Annotated in this window: 13 protein-coding genes; 4 read left to right on the top strand and 9 right to left on the bottom strand. The window is 56.7% G+C overall.

Annotation, left to right across the window (positions count from 1 at the left end):
- Positions 1–85 precede the first annotated feature (85 nt).
- Positions 86–1,318, top strand: coding sequence for an efflux RND transporter periplasmic adaptor subunit (locus ACR0BD_RS05225; RefSeq protein WP_480829246.1), 1,233 nt, complete (start codon positions 86–88; stop codon positions 1,316–1,318).
- Positions 1,315–5,115: an efflux RND transporter permease subunit gene (locus ACR0BD_RS05220; RefSeq protein ID WP_480829245.1), complete on the top strand. Its 3,801-nt coding sequence runs from the start codon at positions 1,315–1,317 to the stop codon at positions 5,113–5,115. The genes ACR0BD_RS05225 and ACR0BD_RS05220 overlap by 4 nt, the downstream gene beginning before the upstream one ends.
- A gap of 57 nt (positions 5,116–5,172) precedes the next feature.
- Here ACR0BD_RS05220 and ACR0BD_RS05215 read toward each other — a convergent pair whose 3' ends face one another.
- From ACR0BD_RS05215 to ACR0BD_RS05205, 3 genes are all read right to left on the bottom strand, one after another.
- A complete protein-coding gene (locus tag ACR0BD_RS05215; RefSeq protein ID WP_480829244.1) occupies positions 5,173–5,577 on the bottom strand; it encodes a DUF2147 domain-containing protein in 405 nt (134 codons plus the stop codon).
- A 51-nt stretch (positions 5,578–5,628) separates the two neighbouring features.
- The gene (locus ACR0BD_RS05210) at positions 5,629–7,434 is read right to left on the bottom strand and encodes an ABCB family ABC transporter ATP-binding protein/permease (protein ID WP_480694170.1); all 1,806 of its coding nucleotides are present in this window, start codon (positions 7,432–7,434) and stop codon (positions 5,629–5,631) included.
- 78 nt (positions 7,435–7,512) lie between these two features.
- Positions 7,513–8,859 (bottom strand): LysM peptidoglycan-binding domain-containing protein, encoded by a 1,347-nt coding sequence (locus ACR0BD_RS05205; protein ID WP_480829243.1) that lies wholly within the window; start codon positions 8,857–8,859, stop codon positions 7,513–7,515.
- A 126-nt stretch (positions 8,860–8,985) separates the two neighbouring features.
- On the opposite strand from ACR0BD_RS05205, the gene ACR0BD_RS05200 reads away from it, so the two are divergent.
- Entirely contained in the window at positions 8,986–9,546 is a 561-nt protein-coding gene (locus ACR0BD_RS05200; protein ID WP_480694174.1) for an LOG family protein, read from the top strand.
- Positions 9,547–9,582: 36 nt separating this feature from the next.
- On the opposite strand, the gene ACR0BD_RS05195 is transcribed toward ACR0BD_RS05200, so the two are convergent.
- The 3 genes from ACR0BD_RS05195 to ACR0BD_RS05185 all read right to left on the bottom strand — a co-directional run bounded on the left by ACR0BD_RS05195 (position 9,583) and on the right by ACR0BD_RS05185 (position 11,729).
- On the bottom strand, positions 9,583–10,035 hold the full coding sequence (locus tag ACR0BD_RS05195) for a host attachment family protein (RefSeq protein WP_480829240.1): 453 nt from the start codon (positions 10,033–10,035) through the stop codon (positions 9,583–9,585).
- A gap of 209 nt (positions 10,036–10,244) precedes the next feature.
- Positions 10,245–11,126 (bottom strand): metallophosphoesterase, encoded by an 882-nt coding sequence (locus ACR0BD_RS05190; RefSeq protein ID WP_480829239.1) that lies wholly within the window; start codon positions 11,124–11,126, stop codon positions 10,245–10,247.
- Positions 11,127–11,129: 3 nt separating this feature from the next.
- Positions 11,130–11,729, bottom strand: coding sequence for a superoxide dismutase (locus ACR0BD_RS05185; RefSeq protein WP_170382652.1), 600 nt, complete (start codon positions 11,727–11,729; stop codon positions 11,130–11,132).
- Between the two features lie 101 nt (positions 11,730–11,830).
- On the opposite strand from ACR0BD_RS05185, the gene ACR0BD_RS05180 reads away from it, so the two are divergent.
- Positions 11,831–12,592 carry an FkbM family methyltransferase gene (locus ACR0BD_RS05180; RefSeq protein WP_480829238.1) on the top strand — a complete coding sequence of 254 codons (762 nt, stop codon included), beginning with the start codon at positions 11,831–11,833 and terminating at the stop codon, positions 12,590–12,592.
- Positions 12,593–12,736: 144 nt separating this feature from the next.
- Here ACR0BD_RS05180 and ACR0BD_RS05175 read toward each other — a convergent pair whose 3' ends face one another.
- The 3 genes from ACR0BD_RS05175 to ACR0BD_RS05165 all read right to left on the bottom strand — a co-directional run bounded on the left by ACR0BD_RS05175 (position 12,737) and on the right by ACR0BD_RS05165 (position 16,866).
- Positions 12,737–13,153 (bottom strand): hypothetical protein, encoded by a 417-nt coding sequence (locus ACR0BD_RS05175; RefSeq protein WP_480829237.1) that lies wholly within the window; start codon positions 13,151–13,153, stop codon positions 12,737–12,739.
- A gap of 124 nt (positions 13,154–13,277) precedes the next feature.
- Entirely contained in the window at positions 13,278–13,844 is a 567-nt protein-coding gene (locus tag ACR0BD_RS05170; RefSeq protein ID WP_480829236.1) for a sarcosine oxidase subunit gamma, read from the bottom strand.
- Positions 13,837–16,866 carry a sarcosine oxidase subunit alpha family protein gene (locus ACR0BD_RS05165; RefSeq protein WP_480829235.1) on the bottom strand — a complete coding sequence of 1,010 codons (3,030 nt, stop codon included), beginning with the start codon at positions 16,864–16,866 and terminating at the stop codon, positions 13,837–13,839. The genes ACR0BD_RS05170 and ACR0BD_RS05165 overlap by 8 nt, the downstream gene beginning before the upstream one ends.
- Between the last annotated feature and the right edge of the window lie 27 nt (positions 16,867–16,893).

Raw genomic sequence — 16,893 nt, 5'->3', positions numbered from 1 at the left:
AGCGTAGAAAAAGTACATAATCGAACCCACATTACCGCGTGTGCGCCGAAGAAATCTTGGCGAAGAATTCTGGGAGAGTCTCTGTATGCGTTTGATTTCAATGATAAACGCTCTTCTCGTTACGATCGCCCTTTTCTTGGTGGTTTTCGAGCGCGACACCCTGTTCGCCATAGCCGGACGCGCGGAAGCAGACGGAAACGCGGCATCCACAGCCGAAACTGACGGCACGATCACTGCGGAACAGACTGCCGTAGGGGTTGTGGCCATCCGTTCTGTCGCACGCGAAATCGACAGTGCTGTATTGCTGCGCGGTCAGACAAAAGCCAACCGTCAGGTTGAAGTTTTGGCTGAGACGACTTCGACCGTCATATCTGACCCCAAGCGAAAAGGCACCTTCGTAGAGGCCGGAGATGTGCTGTGCGAACTGGACCCCGGAACACGCCCGGCCAGTCTTGCCGAAGCAATGGCAGGCAAGCTGGAAGCCGAAAGCCGCATCCCCGAAGCCGAGGCGCGTTTGGAAGAGGCGCATGCACTGGTGGCCGAAGCGGAAATCAATCTGACGGCCGCTCAGCGTTTGTCGGAAACCGGTTTTGGCTCGGAAACCCGCAGGATCTCAAGCCAAGCTGCGATGCGAACCGCAGAGGCTGGTGTGAAGACCGCCGAAGCCGGGTTAGAAGCAACGCGCGCCGGAATCGAAGCCGCCGTCGCCGAAGTAGAAGCTGCACGTAAAGAGATCGACCGCCAAACCATAGAGGCCCCGTTCAAAGGATTGCTGGAAAGCGATACGGCAGAGCTGGGCAGCTTGATGCTGCCGGGATCATTGTGCGCCACCGTCATTCAATTAGATCCGATCAAACTGGTGGGGTTTGTTCCAGAAACCGAAGTGAACCGCGTCACTGTCGGATCAGAAGCCACAGCGAAATTGGTGACAGGTTTGCAGGTCGCCGGGCGCGTGACGTTCCTGAGCCGATCCGCCGATGAAACCACCCGCACCTTCGAGGTCGAAATAAAGGTTCCCAACCCTGAACTGGCGATCCGGGACGGGCAAACCGCCGACATTCGAATTGCAGCCGAAGGGGCCAAGGCACATTTGCTGCCTCAGTCCGCTCTGACTTTGAATAACGAAGGTCAGGTCGGCGTGCGCACTGTGGGTCAAGACAACGTGGTGGACTTCAGGGCAATTCAACTTCTGCGGGACACGCCCGAAGGTGTTTGGGTTGGTGGGCTGCCGGAAACAACCGACATAATCGTTGTCGGGCATGAATTCGTAACAAGCGGCGTTACTGTTGCGCCGACTTATAGGGAAACCGCCGAATGACCGGAATCGTCAGTTGGGCCGCAGGCCGGGCCCGAATGGTTCTGGCCTTTATCGCGATTTCGCTGATCGTCGGTGGCTTTGCCTATGTCAGCCTGCCCAAAGAGGGCGAGCCGGATATTGAAATCCCGGCGTTGTTTGTCTCGGTCCAATTCCCAGGTATTTCGGCCGAAGACGCGGAAAACCTGCTGGTAAAACCGATGGAAACCGAGCTGGCCGATTTGGACGGCCTCAAGGAAATGACATCAACGGCAGCCGAAAGCTATGCCGGTGTCGCGCTCGAGTTTGACTTTGGCTGGGATAAGACCGCGATCATGGCCGACGTCCGTGACGCCATGAACAGCGCCCAGGCTGAGTTTCCCGAGGGCGCTGAACAATACTCACTGACCGAGATCAATTTTTCCGAGTTCCCAATTGTTATCGTCAACCTGACAGGAGCCGTGCCGGAACGGACGATGGCACGTGTTGCCAAAGACTTGCAGGACAATCTGGAAGCGATGGATTCCGTCCTGGAGGCTGGCATCGCTGGGAACCGCGATGAGCTGCTTGAAGTGATTATCGACCCTCTGCGGCTTGAGGCATACAACGTCACAGCCGCAGAGTTGATCAATGTGGTCCAGAACAATAACCAGCTGATTGCTGCCGGTGAGGTTGAGACCGCGCAAGGTACGTTCTCGGTCAAGATCCCGTCTTCGTTCAAAACCGCACAGGATGTGTATGCCCTGCCCATCAAGGTAAATGGCGACCGCGTGGTAACTTTGGGTGAGTTGGCCCAGATCAACTACACGTTTGAGGATCGGATAGGCACCGCCCGTTTCAACAGCGAGTCGACGGTCGCCTTGCAGGTCGTCAAACGCAAGGGTTTCAACCTGATCGACACGGTTCAGGACGTGAAAAAGACCATTGAGGCTGCGCAGGTCAAATGGCCGCCTCAGATGCAGGCCACGATCGAGCTTGGCACATCGAACGACCAAAGCCGTATCGTCGGCTCGATGGTCAGCCAGTTGGAAGGATCGGTGCTGACGGCAATCGCACTGGTTATGATCGTTGTCCTTGCTTCGCTGGGAACGCGCGCCGCGCTGCTGGTTGGGTTCGCAATCCCGACCTCGTTCCTGCTGTGCTTTGCCTTCCTTGCCGTGATGGGCGTCAGCATCTCGAACATCGTCATGTTCGGTTTGATCCTGGCGGTCGGGATGTTGGTCGACGGGGCCATTGTCGTTGTGGAATACGCCGACAAGCGCATCAAAGAAGGTGTGGGCCCCATGCACGCCTATGTCGAAGCGGCCCAGCGCATGTTCTGGCCCATCGTGTCGTCAACCGCCACGACACTCTGCGCTTTCCTGCCAATGTTGTTCTGGCCCGGCGTACCGGGTGAGTTCATGGGCATGCTGCCGGTCACCTTGATCTTTGTTCTTTCGGCGTCGCTGATCGTTGCGCTGATTTACCTGCCGGTTATGGGGGGTGTTTCAGGCCGCCTCAGCCGCGTGTTTGACCGTATTTCGGATTGGTTGCGGGCGCGCACCTCGTGGTGGGCGCGCGTGGCCATGGTTCCACCTGCGTTGTACATGATTTTCCTGGGTGCAATGCAGTTGCTGAACCCCACATACCTGCTGCCGCTTGGACCGACCGGCGGGCTTATCTTTGGAGCGATATTGTTCCTGCTGGGTGCGTTTGCAGGCTCTGTCACGCTGAGCGCCGCAAGGATTGAGCGCGCGCCAGAGGAACATGTGCACACGGCGCGCGAACACACACCCTTTGGCCGCGCTATCCGGTTCCTTGTCGGAAACCCGATCATGCCGGTGGTTTCAATTCTGACTGTGGCTTTGGCCGTTGTCGCGGTCGTGTTTACCTTTATGGGCAACAATCGGGGCGTGGAGTTCTTTGTTGAAAGTGAACCCGAACAGGCGACGGCCTATGTTCGCGCCCGCGGCAACATATCGCTGACAGAAAAGGACGAAATGGTCCTTGCCGCCGAGAAGATCATTGGCGCGCATCCAGCCGTGATCAACGTATTCTCGTTCGCAGGTGAAGGTGGTCTGAACCAGAATAACGGTGGTGCGCAAGAGCCTGCGGATACGATCGGCCAGGTGCAATTCGAAATCATTCCGTGGGAAGACAGACCAAACGTGTCCGATCCCATCTTCGGTGGTTTGCTGGATCGACATACGGTGGCGCCGGAATTCGACGGCGATTTTGTGTTGGACCAGCTGAACGCCGAACTTGCGCAGATACCCGGTGTCATTGTCGAGATCCTGCCTTTGGAACAGGGCCCCGCCTCTGCCAAACCGGTGCACCTGCGCCTGAAGGGCGACAACCGCGAAGAGCTCACGGCGGCGACGTTGGCTGCACGCGCCGTTTTTGATGAAACGCCGGGGCTGATCAAAATCGAAGACACGCTGCCCCTTCCGGGCATCGACTGGCAAATTGACGTGGACGTTGCCAAAGCTGGCCGGTTCGGCGCGGATGTGGCCACTGTCGGTGCTATGGTTCAGTTGGTTACCCGTGGCTTGCTGTTGGGCGAAATGCGTCCCGATACGACTGATGAAGAGATTGAAATCCGCGTACGCCTGCCCGATGAAGATCGCGTCCTGTCCACTTTGGACACGCTGAAAGTGCGCACGACGGACGGTCTGGTCCCATTGTCCAACTTTGTGACCCGTCAACCGGTCGCAAAGCTGGCCGAGATCAACCGAGTGGATCAAGAGCGTTACTTTGACGTGAAGGCTGATGTTGAACCCGGGCTGATCAGCATCATGGGCGCCCAGTCGGATTCCAAAGGCGCGCCAATCGAAAACCAGCCATTGGCAGTCGTTCGCGAAATCACGGCTGACAGCCCTTCTGGCTTAACGACTATCGAGCGTGATGATGGAACGCTTTATGAGGTTGTAAGCCTGACTGGCGCTCAGGGCATTGAGGAATTGCGCTCCAATACCTCAGCCGGTGATGTCAGTTTTGTCCCCATCAACCCGAATGAGAGGATTGCGGCCCTAACCCAATGGCTGGACACCAGCCCCTTCGGCAACTCAATCACTTGGGAATGGACGGGCGATCAGGAAGATCAAGCCGAATCCGGTGCCTTCCTTCTGAAGGCCTTCGCCGGAGCGTTGGGGTTGATGTTCGTGATCCTGCTGGCGCAGTTCAACTCGTTCTACAACTCGATCCTTGTTCTGCTGGCGGTCGTGCTGTCCACCACCGGCGTTCTGATCGGAATGCTGGTTATGCAGCAACCGTTTTCGATCATCATGACTGGAACAGGGATCGTGGCTTTGGCCGGGATCGTGGTGAACAACAACATTGTTCTGATCGACACCTATCAGGAATACAGCCAGTATATGCCCCGGATCGAGGCGATCATCCGCACGGCCGAGGCGCGCATCCGCCCCGTTCTGTTGACCACGTTGACCACGATGGCAGGTCTGACACCGATGATGTTCGGCCTATCGTTGGACTTTATCAATGGAGGCTATTCCATCGACAGCCCAACGGCCCTGTGGTGGAAACAGCTGGCGACCGCAGTGGTTTTCGGCCTTGGGGTTGCGACAGTGCTGACGCTTATCGTAACACCGTCGTTCCTTGCGCTGCGTGTGTGGGTGACCACTTACGCCATTTGGCTGGGTAAGTTGCTGGCCCGTGCGACCGCAGGTGAGTACAGTCGGGTGGCGCAGGATATGGAAATCGGCAAGGCCGCCAGACAAGTTCAGGCAAACGAAGTTCTGTGGGGCGATCTTTCTGATCCCAGTGAAAAACCGGACCGAGACCCGGGGCATCCACCCACATCCCCGTTGAAAGCAGCTGAATAGAAAAACGGCGGGCCTTTTAGCCCGCCGTTTTTTCTGAACCGGTTAGGTATATCCGAACTATTGCGATATTCGCGTCCAGGTTTGGTGACCGCAAACCAAATGCTCGCACCCCCGGATGGTCAGAGAATCTCCGTTCAATGTCAGTTGCGGAACAACGTCTACGTTCACAAGCGGGATCCAAATGTCGCCACCACCGTATTTTCCATTCCCTTCGCTGGCCACGTCCCAGAACAGCTTTTTGCCGATATTTGGCGTCTGAACTTCTTTCCCGGTGGAATCATAAGCCGACAATATCTGGCCGCAGAACTTGTCGCCGCAAGCCGTGACCTTGATGTGAGAGATGAGGTTCTTGCGATCCGGCTCTGTCTTCCAGACACCCACGATGGGATCGCTGGCAGCCATGGTCATGCTTGCCCAACACCCCGCCAACGATACCAATGCTGCACCAACGAATGATCTCATGACAATTCCTCCGATAAACAACGCGGAGTGTAGCACAAAACCCAAACGCGATCAGGCCGCCTGAGCGTCAGATTGCTGACGGTTCCACAGCTGCGCATAACGTCCTTCATGCTGCAACAACTCATCATGCGTGCCCTGTTCGATGATCTCTCCACGCTCAAGCACTACGATGCGATCCGCCTCGGCAATTGTGCTCAGACGGTGGGCGATGGTCAGTACAGTCCGGCCTTTACCGGCCTGCGCCAAGGCGTCCTTGATGTCTTGCTCAGTATCTGTGTCCAAGGCCGATGTCGCCTCGTCCAGCAAAAGGATTGGCGGGTTCTTTAGCAGCGTGCGTGCGATCCCCACCCTTTGCTTCTCACCGCCGGACAGTTTCAGCCCCCGCTCACCAACTTTGGTGTCATACCCTTCGGGCAAGGTGACGATAAAATCGTGAATCTGCGCGGCTTTGGCTGCTGCCTCTACATCATCCTGCGTTGCCCCGTCCCGACCATAGGCGATGTTGTAACGGATCGTGTCGTTGAACAGCACAGTGTCTTGTGGAACAACTCCGATCGCGGCGTGGAGGCTGGTCTGCGTCACGTCCCGCACGTCCTGACCGTCAATCTTAAGGGCACCGCCAGTGACGTCATAGAACCGAAACAGCAACCGACCGATTGTCGACTTGCCTGATCCAGTCGCGCCGACGATCGCAACTGTCTGACCGGCCGGGATCGTCAGCGAAACACCCTTTAGGATTTCCCGATCGGCGTCATAGCCAAAGTGGACATCCTGCAATGTCACCTCGCCACCTGTCACCGACAAATCTGGGGCGTCCGGCTTGTCCGTTACTTCGGCGGGTTGTTCCAGCAGATCAAACATCTGTCCCATATCGACCAGCGCCTGGCGAATTTCTCGGTAAACCGTTCCCAAAAAGTTCAGCGGCACGGTGATCTGGATCATGTAGGCGTTGACCATGACGAAATCACCAACAGTCAACGCGCCGTTCTGAACGCCGACGGCCGCCAGAACCATCACGCCAATCAGTCCGCACGTGATCAGGAAAGACTGCCCAAAGTTCAGGAACGCCAAGGAATACGCCGTCTTGAGCGCAGCCCCTGCATAGGCCTTCATAGACACATCATACCGTTCAGCTTCGCGCTGTTCTGCGTTGAAATATTTGACAGTTTCAAAATTCAGCAGGCTGTCTATAGCGCGTTGATTGGCCTCGGTATCCTGATCATTCATCTCGCGACGCAGCTTCACCCGCCACTCGGTCACCGCGAAGGTGAACCAGATGTAAAACCCAATCGTGACGGCTACGACGACCAGATACCATACATCGAACAGCCACATCAGGATGATGGCGACCAGTAGCAGTTCAAGGATCAGCGGGCCGATCGAAAACAGCAGGAATCGCAACAGGAACTCGACGCCTTTAACGCCTCGTTCGATGATGCGGCTCAGGCCGCCTGTGCGGCGCGTTACGTGATAGCGCATAGACAGTTGGTGTATATGCTGAAACGTCTCAAGCGCCAACGCACGCAGGGCACGCTGTCCAACCGGCGCAAAAGCGGCATCCCGCAACTGCTGGAAGCCGACGTTCATCATTCGGGCGACACCATAAGCCACCGTTAACCCGACAGCACCCAAGGCCAACGGCGGAACGCCCTCACCCGCCAAGCTATCCACGGCACCCTTGTAAAGGATAGGAGTACTAACGGCGATCAGCTTGGCCAGAACAAGCATGCTCATCGCCAAAATCACGCGCCGTTTCACCCACGGCTCATCTTCGGGCCAGAGATACGGCGCGACTTTCCGCACCGTCCTCCAGCCAGAGCGGCGCTCGTCAGTGTCAGGCATATCTTCGGATTGCATCGGGGCTGCTCGTCTCATCACGTACCAGTACTGCGGTCAGAGATAGACCTCGGGCCCGGATGGGCCAGAGGTGTCGAATTACTCTGGGATCGTAAACACTTGCCCCGGATAGATCAGGTCCGGATCGCGGATAGAGTCCCGATTGGCCTCAAACAGCCTCACGAACAAAACGCCGTCGCCGTACCGCTCACGCGAGATCGCCCACAACGTGTCGCCCTCTTGCACCGTCACGGAACGGATTGCTGCAACGTCGCTTTGGTCTGGCGCACCGTTATCTCCGTTGGCGGCTTGTAGAACTTCAAGTGGTTCGCGCTTGAACGGCGTTTCCAGACGGCTAACGACAGTTCCGTCAGTTCCAACTTCGTCCACACGCAGCGTGTAGACACCCGGATCAACATCCTCAAGCTCGCTCCGCCACTTGCCGTCATCGGTTGGCGGCAAATCCGCGACCAGTTGATTATTCAGATAGAGCCGTACAACAGAGCCATCCGGCACGCGTCCGGTCAGCTCAACCTCACCCTCATCAGAATACCCGATCGTATCGAGCGCAACTTGATCAGGATCGGTGTCCTGAGGTGTCGCAGGCTGAACAAGCTCCACTCCATCTTCACCTGAACGCAAGATAGCAATTTGCTGGTTTTGATCACCTTCCGGCGCAGTGTCCGCTTGATCTTCGGCTGTTTCACTGGCGGCATCAGCATCCGTTTCAAGGGCGGCAACATCTGTATCGGCCCCTGTATCGGTTACTTCAGAATCCGCGACCGCTTCTTCCGGTATCGCCGACGTTTCCGCCTGCGCGTCAGTTTCACTGGCAACCTCGGCTTCGGCGACCGCGATCTCGGGTTCAGGCAACGCTGCGATCAGATAGTCATCCGAACGCACGGGCTGATCCTCACCGTCGGTTTCAAGCGCAAGGCCACGGGCGGTATTCGCAAACGGTATCGAAACGAACTCGGCAAACTGGCCGCTATCATCGACGGTAAAGCTGTGCAGTGTTTCGCCATCCAGCAAAACACGCACGACCGCGCCCGGATCTGCACTGCCCGACAGAACAGCATTCCCATCCGGTTCGACGAAAATCTGATCCAGCGAAGGCGGCGTGGTCGCGGCAACGTCCTCGGCAGGTTGTTCATCTTGTGCAGCGTCCGCCTGATCTTCGGCTACGTCCTCGCTGGCAGACGGAACGGCCTCGGGCTCATCGACCTGAGCCTCGGCAGCGGGCGCTTCTTCAGCACCTTGAGATTGCTGAGGCGCGTTGCTCTCAGACTGTTGAACGGCGACGTCGGTTTGGGACACGGCATCCTCCGGAGCGTCGTCGAACACGCCGGACATGTAGGCCCCACCGGCCCCGACCAAAGCCAGTATCCCGATAATCACCCCCCAGGTGACTGCACCGGAACTTTCGCTTTCCGATTTGGCGTCCATTCTTTTCCTTTCACTCCGCAGTGCAAACGCTTTGACTTTAACGTATTCTGCCTGACGGTTGAGCCAATCTATCAATCTCGCTATCAGGGGTCAAAACCCCAGTTACAACCCCGGAGAACCCCCTTTATGTCTCAGAAATCCGTCTGTGTGTATTGCGGGTCACGAAATGGTGTTGATTCTGCCTATTCCGACGCCGCGCGCCTATTCGGTCAGCTGCTGGCGCAAGAAGGGTGGCGATTGGTCTATGGGGCTGGCGATGTCGGTCTGATGGGAGAGGTAGCCCGAGCCGCACAATCAGCCGGAGGGGATACATTCGGTGTCATCCCTGTTCACCTGCTGCAGCGCGAGGTGGGGAAAACCGATCTAACCCATTTCGTGATCACCGAGACGATGCACGAGCGTAAAAAGGTCATGATTATGAATGCCGACGCCGTCGTTGTCTTACCCGGAGGGCCAGGGTCGCTGGACGAATTGTTCGAAGCACTCACATGGCGGCAATTGGGTTTGCACGACAAACCCATTCTTGTGATGAATGTCGGTGGGTACTGGGACGCCTTGCGCGACCTCGTTCAACAAGTGATCAACCAAGGATTCGCTGACGCATCCCTGGCTGACTTCATCACTTGGGTTGATGACGCAGACACCGCTATGTCTGCATTGAGGCGTTTGTTGAAGACCGCCTCATAAGCGGGCGGCCTTGCGCCCGCTTATGCATCTTATAGGTCAAATGGCAGGCTTCAACCGACTGGTGAGGACCTGTTCAACCTTGTGTAGCGGGTGATTGGTCAGGGTCTTGTCAACTTCGGCGACCACTTTGCCCAAGACTTCGCTGTGCAACCTGCGACGCAAAAGGCCCAAAACATGGGGACTGGCCACCAGCACCAGACGTTTATAGGCCCCTTTCAGACCCTTGCGGTTCAACAGGTTGGCAACATCCTGCACGAACAGGGATTTGGCATGGCTTTTCCACTTGGGTTCAGCAACGGCTGATTTTTGATTGGGCCCGGTGTCTGGACGGCGTCCTGCCCGATCCGAAGGTTTCCCGTTTGGTACGTCGCTTTCTTCAACCGATACCACCACAAAATTGGGATCCTCGGCATCCGTGATATTCTCCATCACTAACGCTTTTTCACCGTCGGCGATGACAATCCATGTTCCCTGTGCAAGTGCGACCATTGTGATCTCCTGTTATGGTTTATGCGACCGTCCCCATTTCTTCGGACATAGTTAGACGGTTGCGCGCCAAACATTTTTTCAGCGCGTTGCCTGACCGTTTTTCATTTGATTTGCGGTTCTCTCCCTCCGCTCACTTTAGGTAAGCACTCCGCCACGCCATACAATCCCACTGACTGGCGAAAACGAAAGGGTCGGCGGGATTCCACCAGTCAGGCGGACAGCTCGATCAGCGTGATTTCTGGCGTTACGCCGAACCGAATTGGCAAAATGGAACACCCTATGCCACCTGATACGACCAGATCGCGCGACCCTTCCCGTACGTGGCCATAAGCGTAACGGTTACCAAAGCGAGAAGGTACAACAGGCGACCACCCGAACAACCGAACCTGACCACCATGCGTGTGGCCTGACAACGTCACGGCAACACGCTCGGGTACCTTTGGAAAAATATCAGGCTCATGCGCCATCAGAACCACCGGCGCGTCATCTGTGATTTGTGCAAGCGTCCCGGGCAAATCATCCAGCCCCCGGTAGCGACCGGGCCCGGTCACAATTGCCAACTGGTCTTCCAGCCCGGCCAGCCAACACCCTGCAGCATCAAGCTTTACTGCCTCATTGGACAGGACCTGAATGCCGTTTCGTTGCAATTCCGTTCCATAAAGATTTGGACCTGTGCCCCGACGTTGCGCTGACAGGTCATCCCACCAGTCGTGATTTCCCAGAACTGCGTAAACACCGTGCTTGGCTTGCAAACCGGACAGCACCGGCGCCAAGTCCTTGATCGCAACAGGGTTTGAGATCATGCGGTGACCCGCAGCAAAGTCCCCCAGCAGCAAAACCAGATCCGGTGACAGAGCATTCGTGCGTCGCACAACCTGCTTTATCCGGTTTAGCCCAATATGGGGTTCACCAACGTGCAGATCGGCCAAAACGGCGATGCGCAAAGGCGCAGCCGTCCAGTCTTCGCGTCGGATCCGCCACTTGCGAACACGCAGCCGCAGCGCAGGTTCAACGAAGAACGCGTAGGCGGTAACAAAAAGGCCTGCCAGCGTTGTCGCCAGCAGGCCCTTGATAAACCCTCGACGGGTCAATGATCACATCCGCGATGCAACGTTTTCCCAGTTCACCAGGTTGTCGAGGAAGTTCGACAGATAAGCCGGACGCTTGTTGCGGAAGTCGATGTAATAGGAGTGCTCCCAAACGTCACAACCCAGCAGAGCAGTCTGACCAAAGCACAACGGGTTCACGCCGTTCTCAGTCTTGGTCACGGCCAGCGAACCATCAGCATTCTTGACCAGCCATGCCCAGCCCGAGCCGAACTGACCGGCACCCGCGGCGCTGAACTGCGACTTGAATTCGTCAACCGAACCGAAGCTCTCGACCAGCGCCTTCTCCAGCTCACCGGGCATGGCATTGTCGCCGGGGCCCATCATCTCCCAGAACTGGTTGTGGTTCCACAGCTGGCTGATGTTGTTGAAGATACCGTTCTGCGCCACGGCGTTTGCGTCGTAGGTGCCTACGATGATCTCTTCCAGCGACTTGCCGTCCCATTCGGTGCCAGCGATCAGCTTGTTACCGTTATCGACATAGGCCTTGTGGTGCAGGTCGTGGTGATATTCCAATGTTTCAGCGGACATGCCCTTGGCTGCCAGCGCGTCATGTGCATAAGGAAGATCAGGAAGTTCAAAAGCCATCTCGGCCCCCTGTTGAAAATGATTGTTGCGGTTCCACAGGTTAAATGCTGCGGCAAGGGCCGCAGGTCAAGGGCCGAGATCACAAAACCCGGAGGCAGACGATGCTGACACAGGCGCGCAAGATGTTCTACCGCGCTCGCGGATACTATGCGGGCAGCCTGAACGGAGAGCGATTTCGGCTGGATCCCTACCATTCGAAGTTCTGGCGCAAGGCCGCCGCCGGAGAGTGGGAGCCTGAAACCTTTGCCATTCTCGATCAATACCTCTCACCAGAACAAGACTATCTGGATATCGGCGCATGGATCGGCCCTACTGTTTTGTACGCGGCCCGTCGCGCCCGTCACGTCTGGTGTTTTGAGCCTGATCCGACTGCTTTTCGGCACCTCGCTTGGAATCTGGAACTGAACGGTATTCACAATGTCTCGGCCTTTGGGGTCGCTTTGTCGGATCAATTCGGAATAGCCCGCATGGCCTCAACCCGAGGAGAGCCGGGCGATTCCACCAGTTCTCTTTTGCATGATGCAGCACATGGAACAGATGCTTTGACAATCGCATGGGATCAGTTCCAAGCAGCCCAGGACTTAGGTCGGGTATCGCTGGTGAAAATGGATATCGAAGGGGCCGAGTTCTTTGTCCTGCCAACGCTCCTAGGCTGGCTGAAACAGAAACGCCCCGCTCTGTTTCTGTCCCTGCATGCCCCACTTCTGGAAGAGGCAGACCGTCACTCCCAAGTCGCGGGTCTTTTGGAAAATCTGCAGTTCTACGGGCAAATCAGAGATGAACACAACAGGCCGATCCGGAAGGAAACGCTTGTGGCACCGGACGGATTGAATCGCTATCAGACCATCCTTCTGCACGACTGAGAGGTCATCGCTGGTCGACTAACTGCAGAAAACAGAAACGGCCCCCTTCGGAGAACCCCGTTGTCGCTCGGAAAAAAACGGATTAGAAAACCTGCCGATTTTAGCTCTTTGACCTCGATACTGGTAAACCAGCGGGCTAAAGTATTAGCGGAGGCCAATATCGCACTTTCCATGACCACTGGGCCGGTTATCATATCCCCAGACAGTCGCCCTAATCCGCATCTGAGCTTTAGTCGGATTGATGGTTGCGTTCCAAGATGCGCCAGCTGTCGTGCCGGCACGTATCGGGATACCCGAGACATCCCATTTAACCCGGATGTTGCCATTGCCCAGTTTCGAGTAGCTGGCAGGGATAGGTTCATTATGCACGTGCTGGATGTAAGGGTCCAAAACGGAAGCCGTTTGCTCCTCTTCGTTTACAATCACGATCACACGGTCGGCGATCCATCCAAGATGAGGTTCGATATTGTTCGGGTAACAATCAAAGATCGTTTCAGAGGCCTTCGCAGCACCCGAAAGGGCAACAATACCAGCACAAATAAGTGATGAAAACTTAAGCATTACTCAACTCCTGTTTGAGCGCATAAAACAGGAAAGAGATCCGACATACAATCCGAATCTCTCTAACCTTTCAATGTAATGCAGACAGAACTCAAACGGTCAAACCGCAGAAAATCGTCCGGTTTTAGTATATCCCAACTTCGCTGCCCGGCTGCGCTGCGATCTTCAACAGCTTGAACACGTAATCCGCCGCCGAACGGAAACAGACCACGCGGAAGGTTTCAGCGTCGTCCATCCAGAACGCCCCCGCCACCTGAGCCAGGCGAGAGCGGCGGATTTGACCAGGCTGGAATGCCTCCGCCGACAAATCGACCGGAGCCACTTTGCCAAGCACTTCGCGCGCGTTCGCACCAGAAACAGTAAAGACTGCGCGAGCGTCAGAAACATTAACCGCCAGGGAATGCGTACCACTTAGCGCGTCGGTCATGGCGGCCAGCTTCTCATTCACCTGGGCATATGGAACCAGAACCAGCAATTCGTCCGGGGACATCCAGGCAACGCCTGTATCGCCTTTGACCAAAGCTTCACGCTGGCCGGGTACTTTCTGCCCTGTTGCGTCCTTGACGGCTTTGGCAAGGACTTTATCGGACAATTCACCGCGCAGGGTGATCATGCCCTGCAGGCCGACTTCGGTCACTTTGGCGATGCCCTCATAGCTGGCGTGGTTCAGTGCACTGATGGGTTCAGACATTCTGCTTCTCCCCGTCCTTGTCGTAAAAGATCGGGTCTACGATCTTGGCTTTGTAGGTTTTGCCATCGGTTCCCGGGAACTCGACAATCTCTCCCATGCGATCCGGACCATGTTTGATCAGACCCATCGCGATACCTTTATCCAGATTGGCCGAATAGTAGGTGGATGTCACACGCCCGATCATGTTGCGCTGACCATTGGCGTTGACGCCTTCGCCCACTGCATAGGCACCGTCCGGCAGAACAGATCCATCCACAGTCTCAAGACCCACCAGTTTCCAACGCTCGGGATCCGCCATGTGGCTGCGCGAATGTGCCCGCTTACCAAGAAAGTCTTCTTTCTTTTTAGACAAAGCCCAATGCAGCCCCAGATCCTGCGGGATCACGGTACCGTCGGTCTCATCACCGATCATGATAAAGCCCTTCTCAGCCCGCAGGATGTGAAGACATTCGGTGCCGTATGGCATTACGCCGAACTCTTTACCTGCCTCAGCCAGAGCGTCCCAGAACGCCTGACCTTGGGACGCCGGAACCGCGATCTCATAGGACAGCTCGCCCGAGAACGAGATACGGTAGGCGCGCGCGTCGAACGCGCCGATCTTGCCGTCGCGCCATTCCATGAAGGGCAGCGCCTCTTTCGACAGATCCATACCGCCGCCCGCCTGTGCGTTCAGCTTCTCAAGAACCTTGCGTGCGTTCGGTCCTACGACTGCGACTTGAGCGTATTGCTCGGTTACGTTGGCGACGTAGACTTTCCAGTCCCACCATTCGGTCTGCAGCCATTCTTCCATGTGGCCGTGGATACGCTCGGCCCCGCCAGTGGTCGTGTGGCACAGCCATGTGTCTTCGTCGATCCGGGCAACAACGCCATCGTCGATCAGGAACCCGTTTTCCGAGCACATCAGGCCATAACGGCATTTGCCGACCTTCAGCGTGGACATCATGTTGGTGTACATCATGTCCAGAAACTTGCCCGCATCGGGGCCCTTGACGATCAACTTGCCCAGCGTCGAAGCATCCAGCAGGCCGAGGTTTTCGCGAGTGTTCTTGACCTCACGATTGACCGCGTCATGCACGGATTCACCGGGACGGGCATAGGCGTAAGTCCGGCGCCAATGGCCGACCGGCTCCCAATCAGCACCGTTCTTGTCGTGCCAATCATGCATCGGCGTTTTACGAATGGGTTGGAACACATCGCCGCGTGCTTCACCACCGATCGACGCTAGCGAAATGGGTGTATATGGCGGGCGGAAGGTGGTGGTGCCGACCTTCGGGATCTCTGAATCCAACGCATCAGCAAGGATCGCCAAGCCGTTGATATTGCTCAACTTACCCTGATCTGTCGCCATACCCAACGTAGTGTAACGCTTGGTATGTTCCACGCTCTCGTAACCTTCGCGCGCGGCCAACTGAACGTCGGACACTTTCACGTCGTTCTGGAAGTCCAGCCAAGACTTCATGCGCAATTGGATTTCTGCATTGGCAGGCATCAGCCATACAGCTGCCATAGGCGCTTCGCCTTCTGCCTCACCAACCGGTGCCTTGGTCCGTTTTGCCGAAAAGCCTGCAGCCTTGGCCGCCGCTTTGCCCGCAGCGTCGGCGTCCGCCAAAACATCGCCCAGAGACAGCGGGCCGTTTGATGACCCTGCGGCCAGTACGAACCCTTCTCCGTCTGCCCCCAGCGGAGGACGCGATGGGTCAGGCCGGAAATGCGCGTTGGCCTCATCCCAGATCAGCTTGCCACCGCAATGCGACCACATATGCACAACCGGCGACCAACCACCCGACATGGCGACCGCATCAGCTTCAACCTCTTCGCGGGCACCGCCGATACCGGCTTGGTTACAGATCGCAACTTTCTTGACGCGTTTACCGCCTTTGACCTTGGCGATCGCCTTGCCAGGATCAACACGGATACCCAACTCTCGCGCTTCATCAGCCAGCGGGCCCGCATTGTCGCGCGCATCGACAACGCGCAGAACATCCACACCCGCCTTCTTCAGCGTAATCGCAGTGCGATAAGCATCATCGTTATTTGTGGCAACAATAACGCGGTCACCCGGGGTCACGCCCCAGTTCACAACGTAGTCACGCATGGCTGACGCCAACATGACGCCCGGCACATCGTTGCCCGCAAAAGACAAAGGACGCTCAATCGCACCTGTGGCGGTCACAACCTGTTTTGCTCGGATGCGCCACAGTCGATGACGCGGACCCTGAGCACCCGGCTTATGGTCGGTCAGACGCTCATATCCCAGCACGTAACCGTGGTCATAAACCCCCGCACCCATGCAGCGAGTGCGCATGGTGACGTTGTCCATTGTTTCTAATTCGGAAACCAATTGTTCCACGAACTTATCCACAGGCTCATCGTTGACGGTGCCCCCGTCAACCGGTGCACGGCCGCCCCAATGCGCTGTCTGCTCGATCAGCAGTACCTTGGCACCTGACGCGGCCGCCACTTTGGCCGCCTGCAGACCGGCAACACCGCCGCCGATGACCAGAACATCGGTGAAAGCGTAGAAATGCTCATACGTATCCGCATCCCGGCTGTCCTTATCCGGCGCTTTGCCCAAGCCAGCAGATTGGCGAATGAAGGGCTCATAGACATGCTTCCAGAACGGCTTTGGGTGGATGAACGTTTTATAGTAAAAACCGGCGGGCAAAAAACGTGCCAAGGCCGTGTTCACAGCACCGACGTCAAATTCAAGGTTCGGCCAATGGTTTTGCGAAATCGATGTCAGACCGTTGAAAAGCTCGGTTGTGGTGGCACGCTGGTTCGGCTCGAACCGGTTACCCTGCCCCAGACCGACCAGAGCGTTCGGCTCCTCTGCGCCACTCGCGACGACGCCGCGCGGACGGTGGTATTTAAACGACCGGCCCACCATCATCTGATCGTTGGCCAGCAGGGCTGAGGCAAGCGTATCGCCCTCATACCCCTGCATTGAGGTGCCGTTGAAGCTGAATGTGAACTGTTTCGACCGGTCGATCAGCCGGCCTTGGTTTGCGAGACGGGTGCTCATGTTGCTGACCTTTCGCAGGCGGAATTA

The sequence above is a fragment of the Ruegeria sp. G5 genome (assembly GCF_056533365.1).
Note: the sequence above shows the minus strand (reverse complement) of the source record. Positions and strands in the feature narration are given on the sequence as shown.

Excerpts from the sequence above, each read along its gene's own strand:
- ACR0BD_RS05170 (WP_480829236.1), bottom strand. The coding sequence starts at position 13,844 with ATGTCTGAACCCATCAGTGCACTGAACCACGCCAGCTATGAGGGCATC.
- ACR0BD_RS05220 (WP_480829245.1), top strand. The coding sequence starts at position 1,315 with ATGACCGGAATCGTCAGTTGGGCCGCAGGCCGGGCCCGAATGGTTCTG.
- ACR0BD_RS05180 (WP_480829238.1), top strand. The coding sequence starts at position 11,831 with ATGCTGACACAGGCGCGCAAGATGTTCTACCGCGCTCGCGGATACTAT.
- ACR0BD_RS05165 (WP_480829235.1), bottom strand. The coding sequence starts at position 16,866 with ATGAGCACCCGTCTCGCAAACCAAGGCCGGCTGATCGACCGGTCGAAA.
- ACR0BD_RS05195 (WP_480829240.1), bottom strand. The coding sequence starts at position 10,035 with ATGGTCGCACTTGCACAGGGAACATGGATTGTCATCGCCGACGGTGAA.
- ACR0BD_RS05175 (WP_480829237.1), bottom strand. The coding sequence starts at position 13,153 with ATGCTTAAGTTTTCATCACTTATTTGTGCTGGTATTGTTGCCCTTTCG.
- ACR0BD_RS05205 (WP_480829243.1), bottom strand. The coding sequence starts at position 8,859 with ATGGACGCCAAATCGGAAAGCGAAAGTTCCGGTGCAGTCACCTGGGGG.
- ACR0BD_RS05200 (WP_480694174.1), top strand. The coding sequence starts at position 8,986 with ATGTCTCAGAAATCCGTCTGTGTGTATTGCGGGTCACGAAATGGTGTT.
- ACR0BD_RS05185 (WP_170382652.1), bottom strand. The coding sequence starts at position 11,729 with ATGGCTTTTGAACTTCCTGATCTTCCTTATGCACATGACGCGCTGGCA.
- ACR0BD_RS05215 (WP_480829244.1), bottom strand. The coding sequence starts at position 5,577 with ATGAGATCATTCGTTGGTGCAGCATTGGTATCGTTGGCGGGGTGTTGG.
- ACR0BD_RS05210 (WP_480694170.1), bottom strand. The coding sequence starts at position 7,434 with ATGCAATCCGAAGATATGCCTGACACTGACGAGCGCCGCTCTGGCTGG.
- ACR0BD_RS05225 (WP_480829246.1), top strand. The coding sequence starts at position 86 with ATGCGTTTGATTTCAATGATAAACGCTCTTCTCGTTACGATCGCCCTT.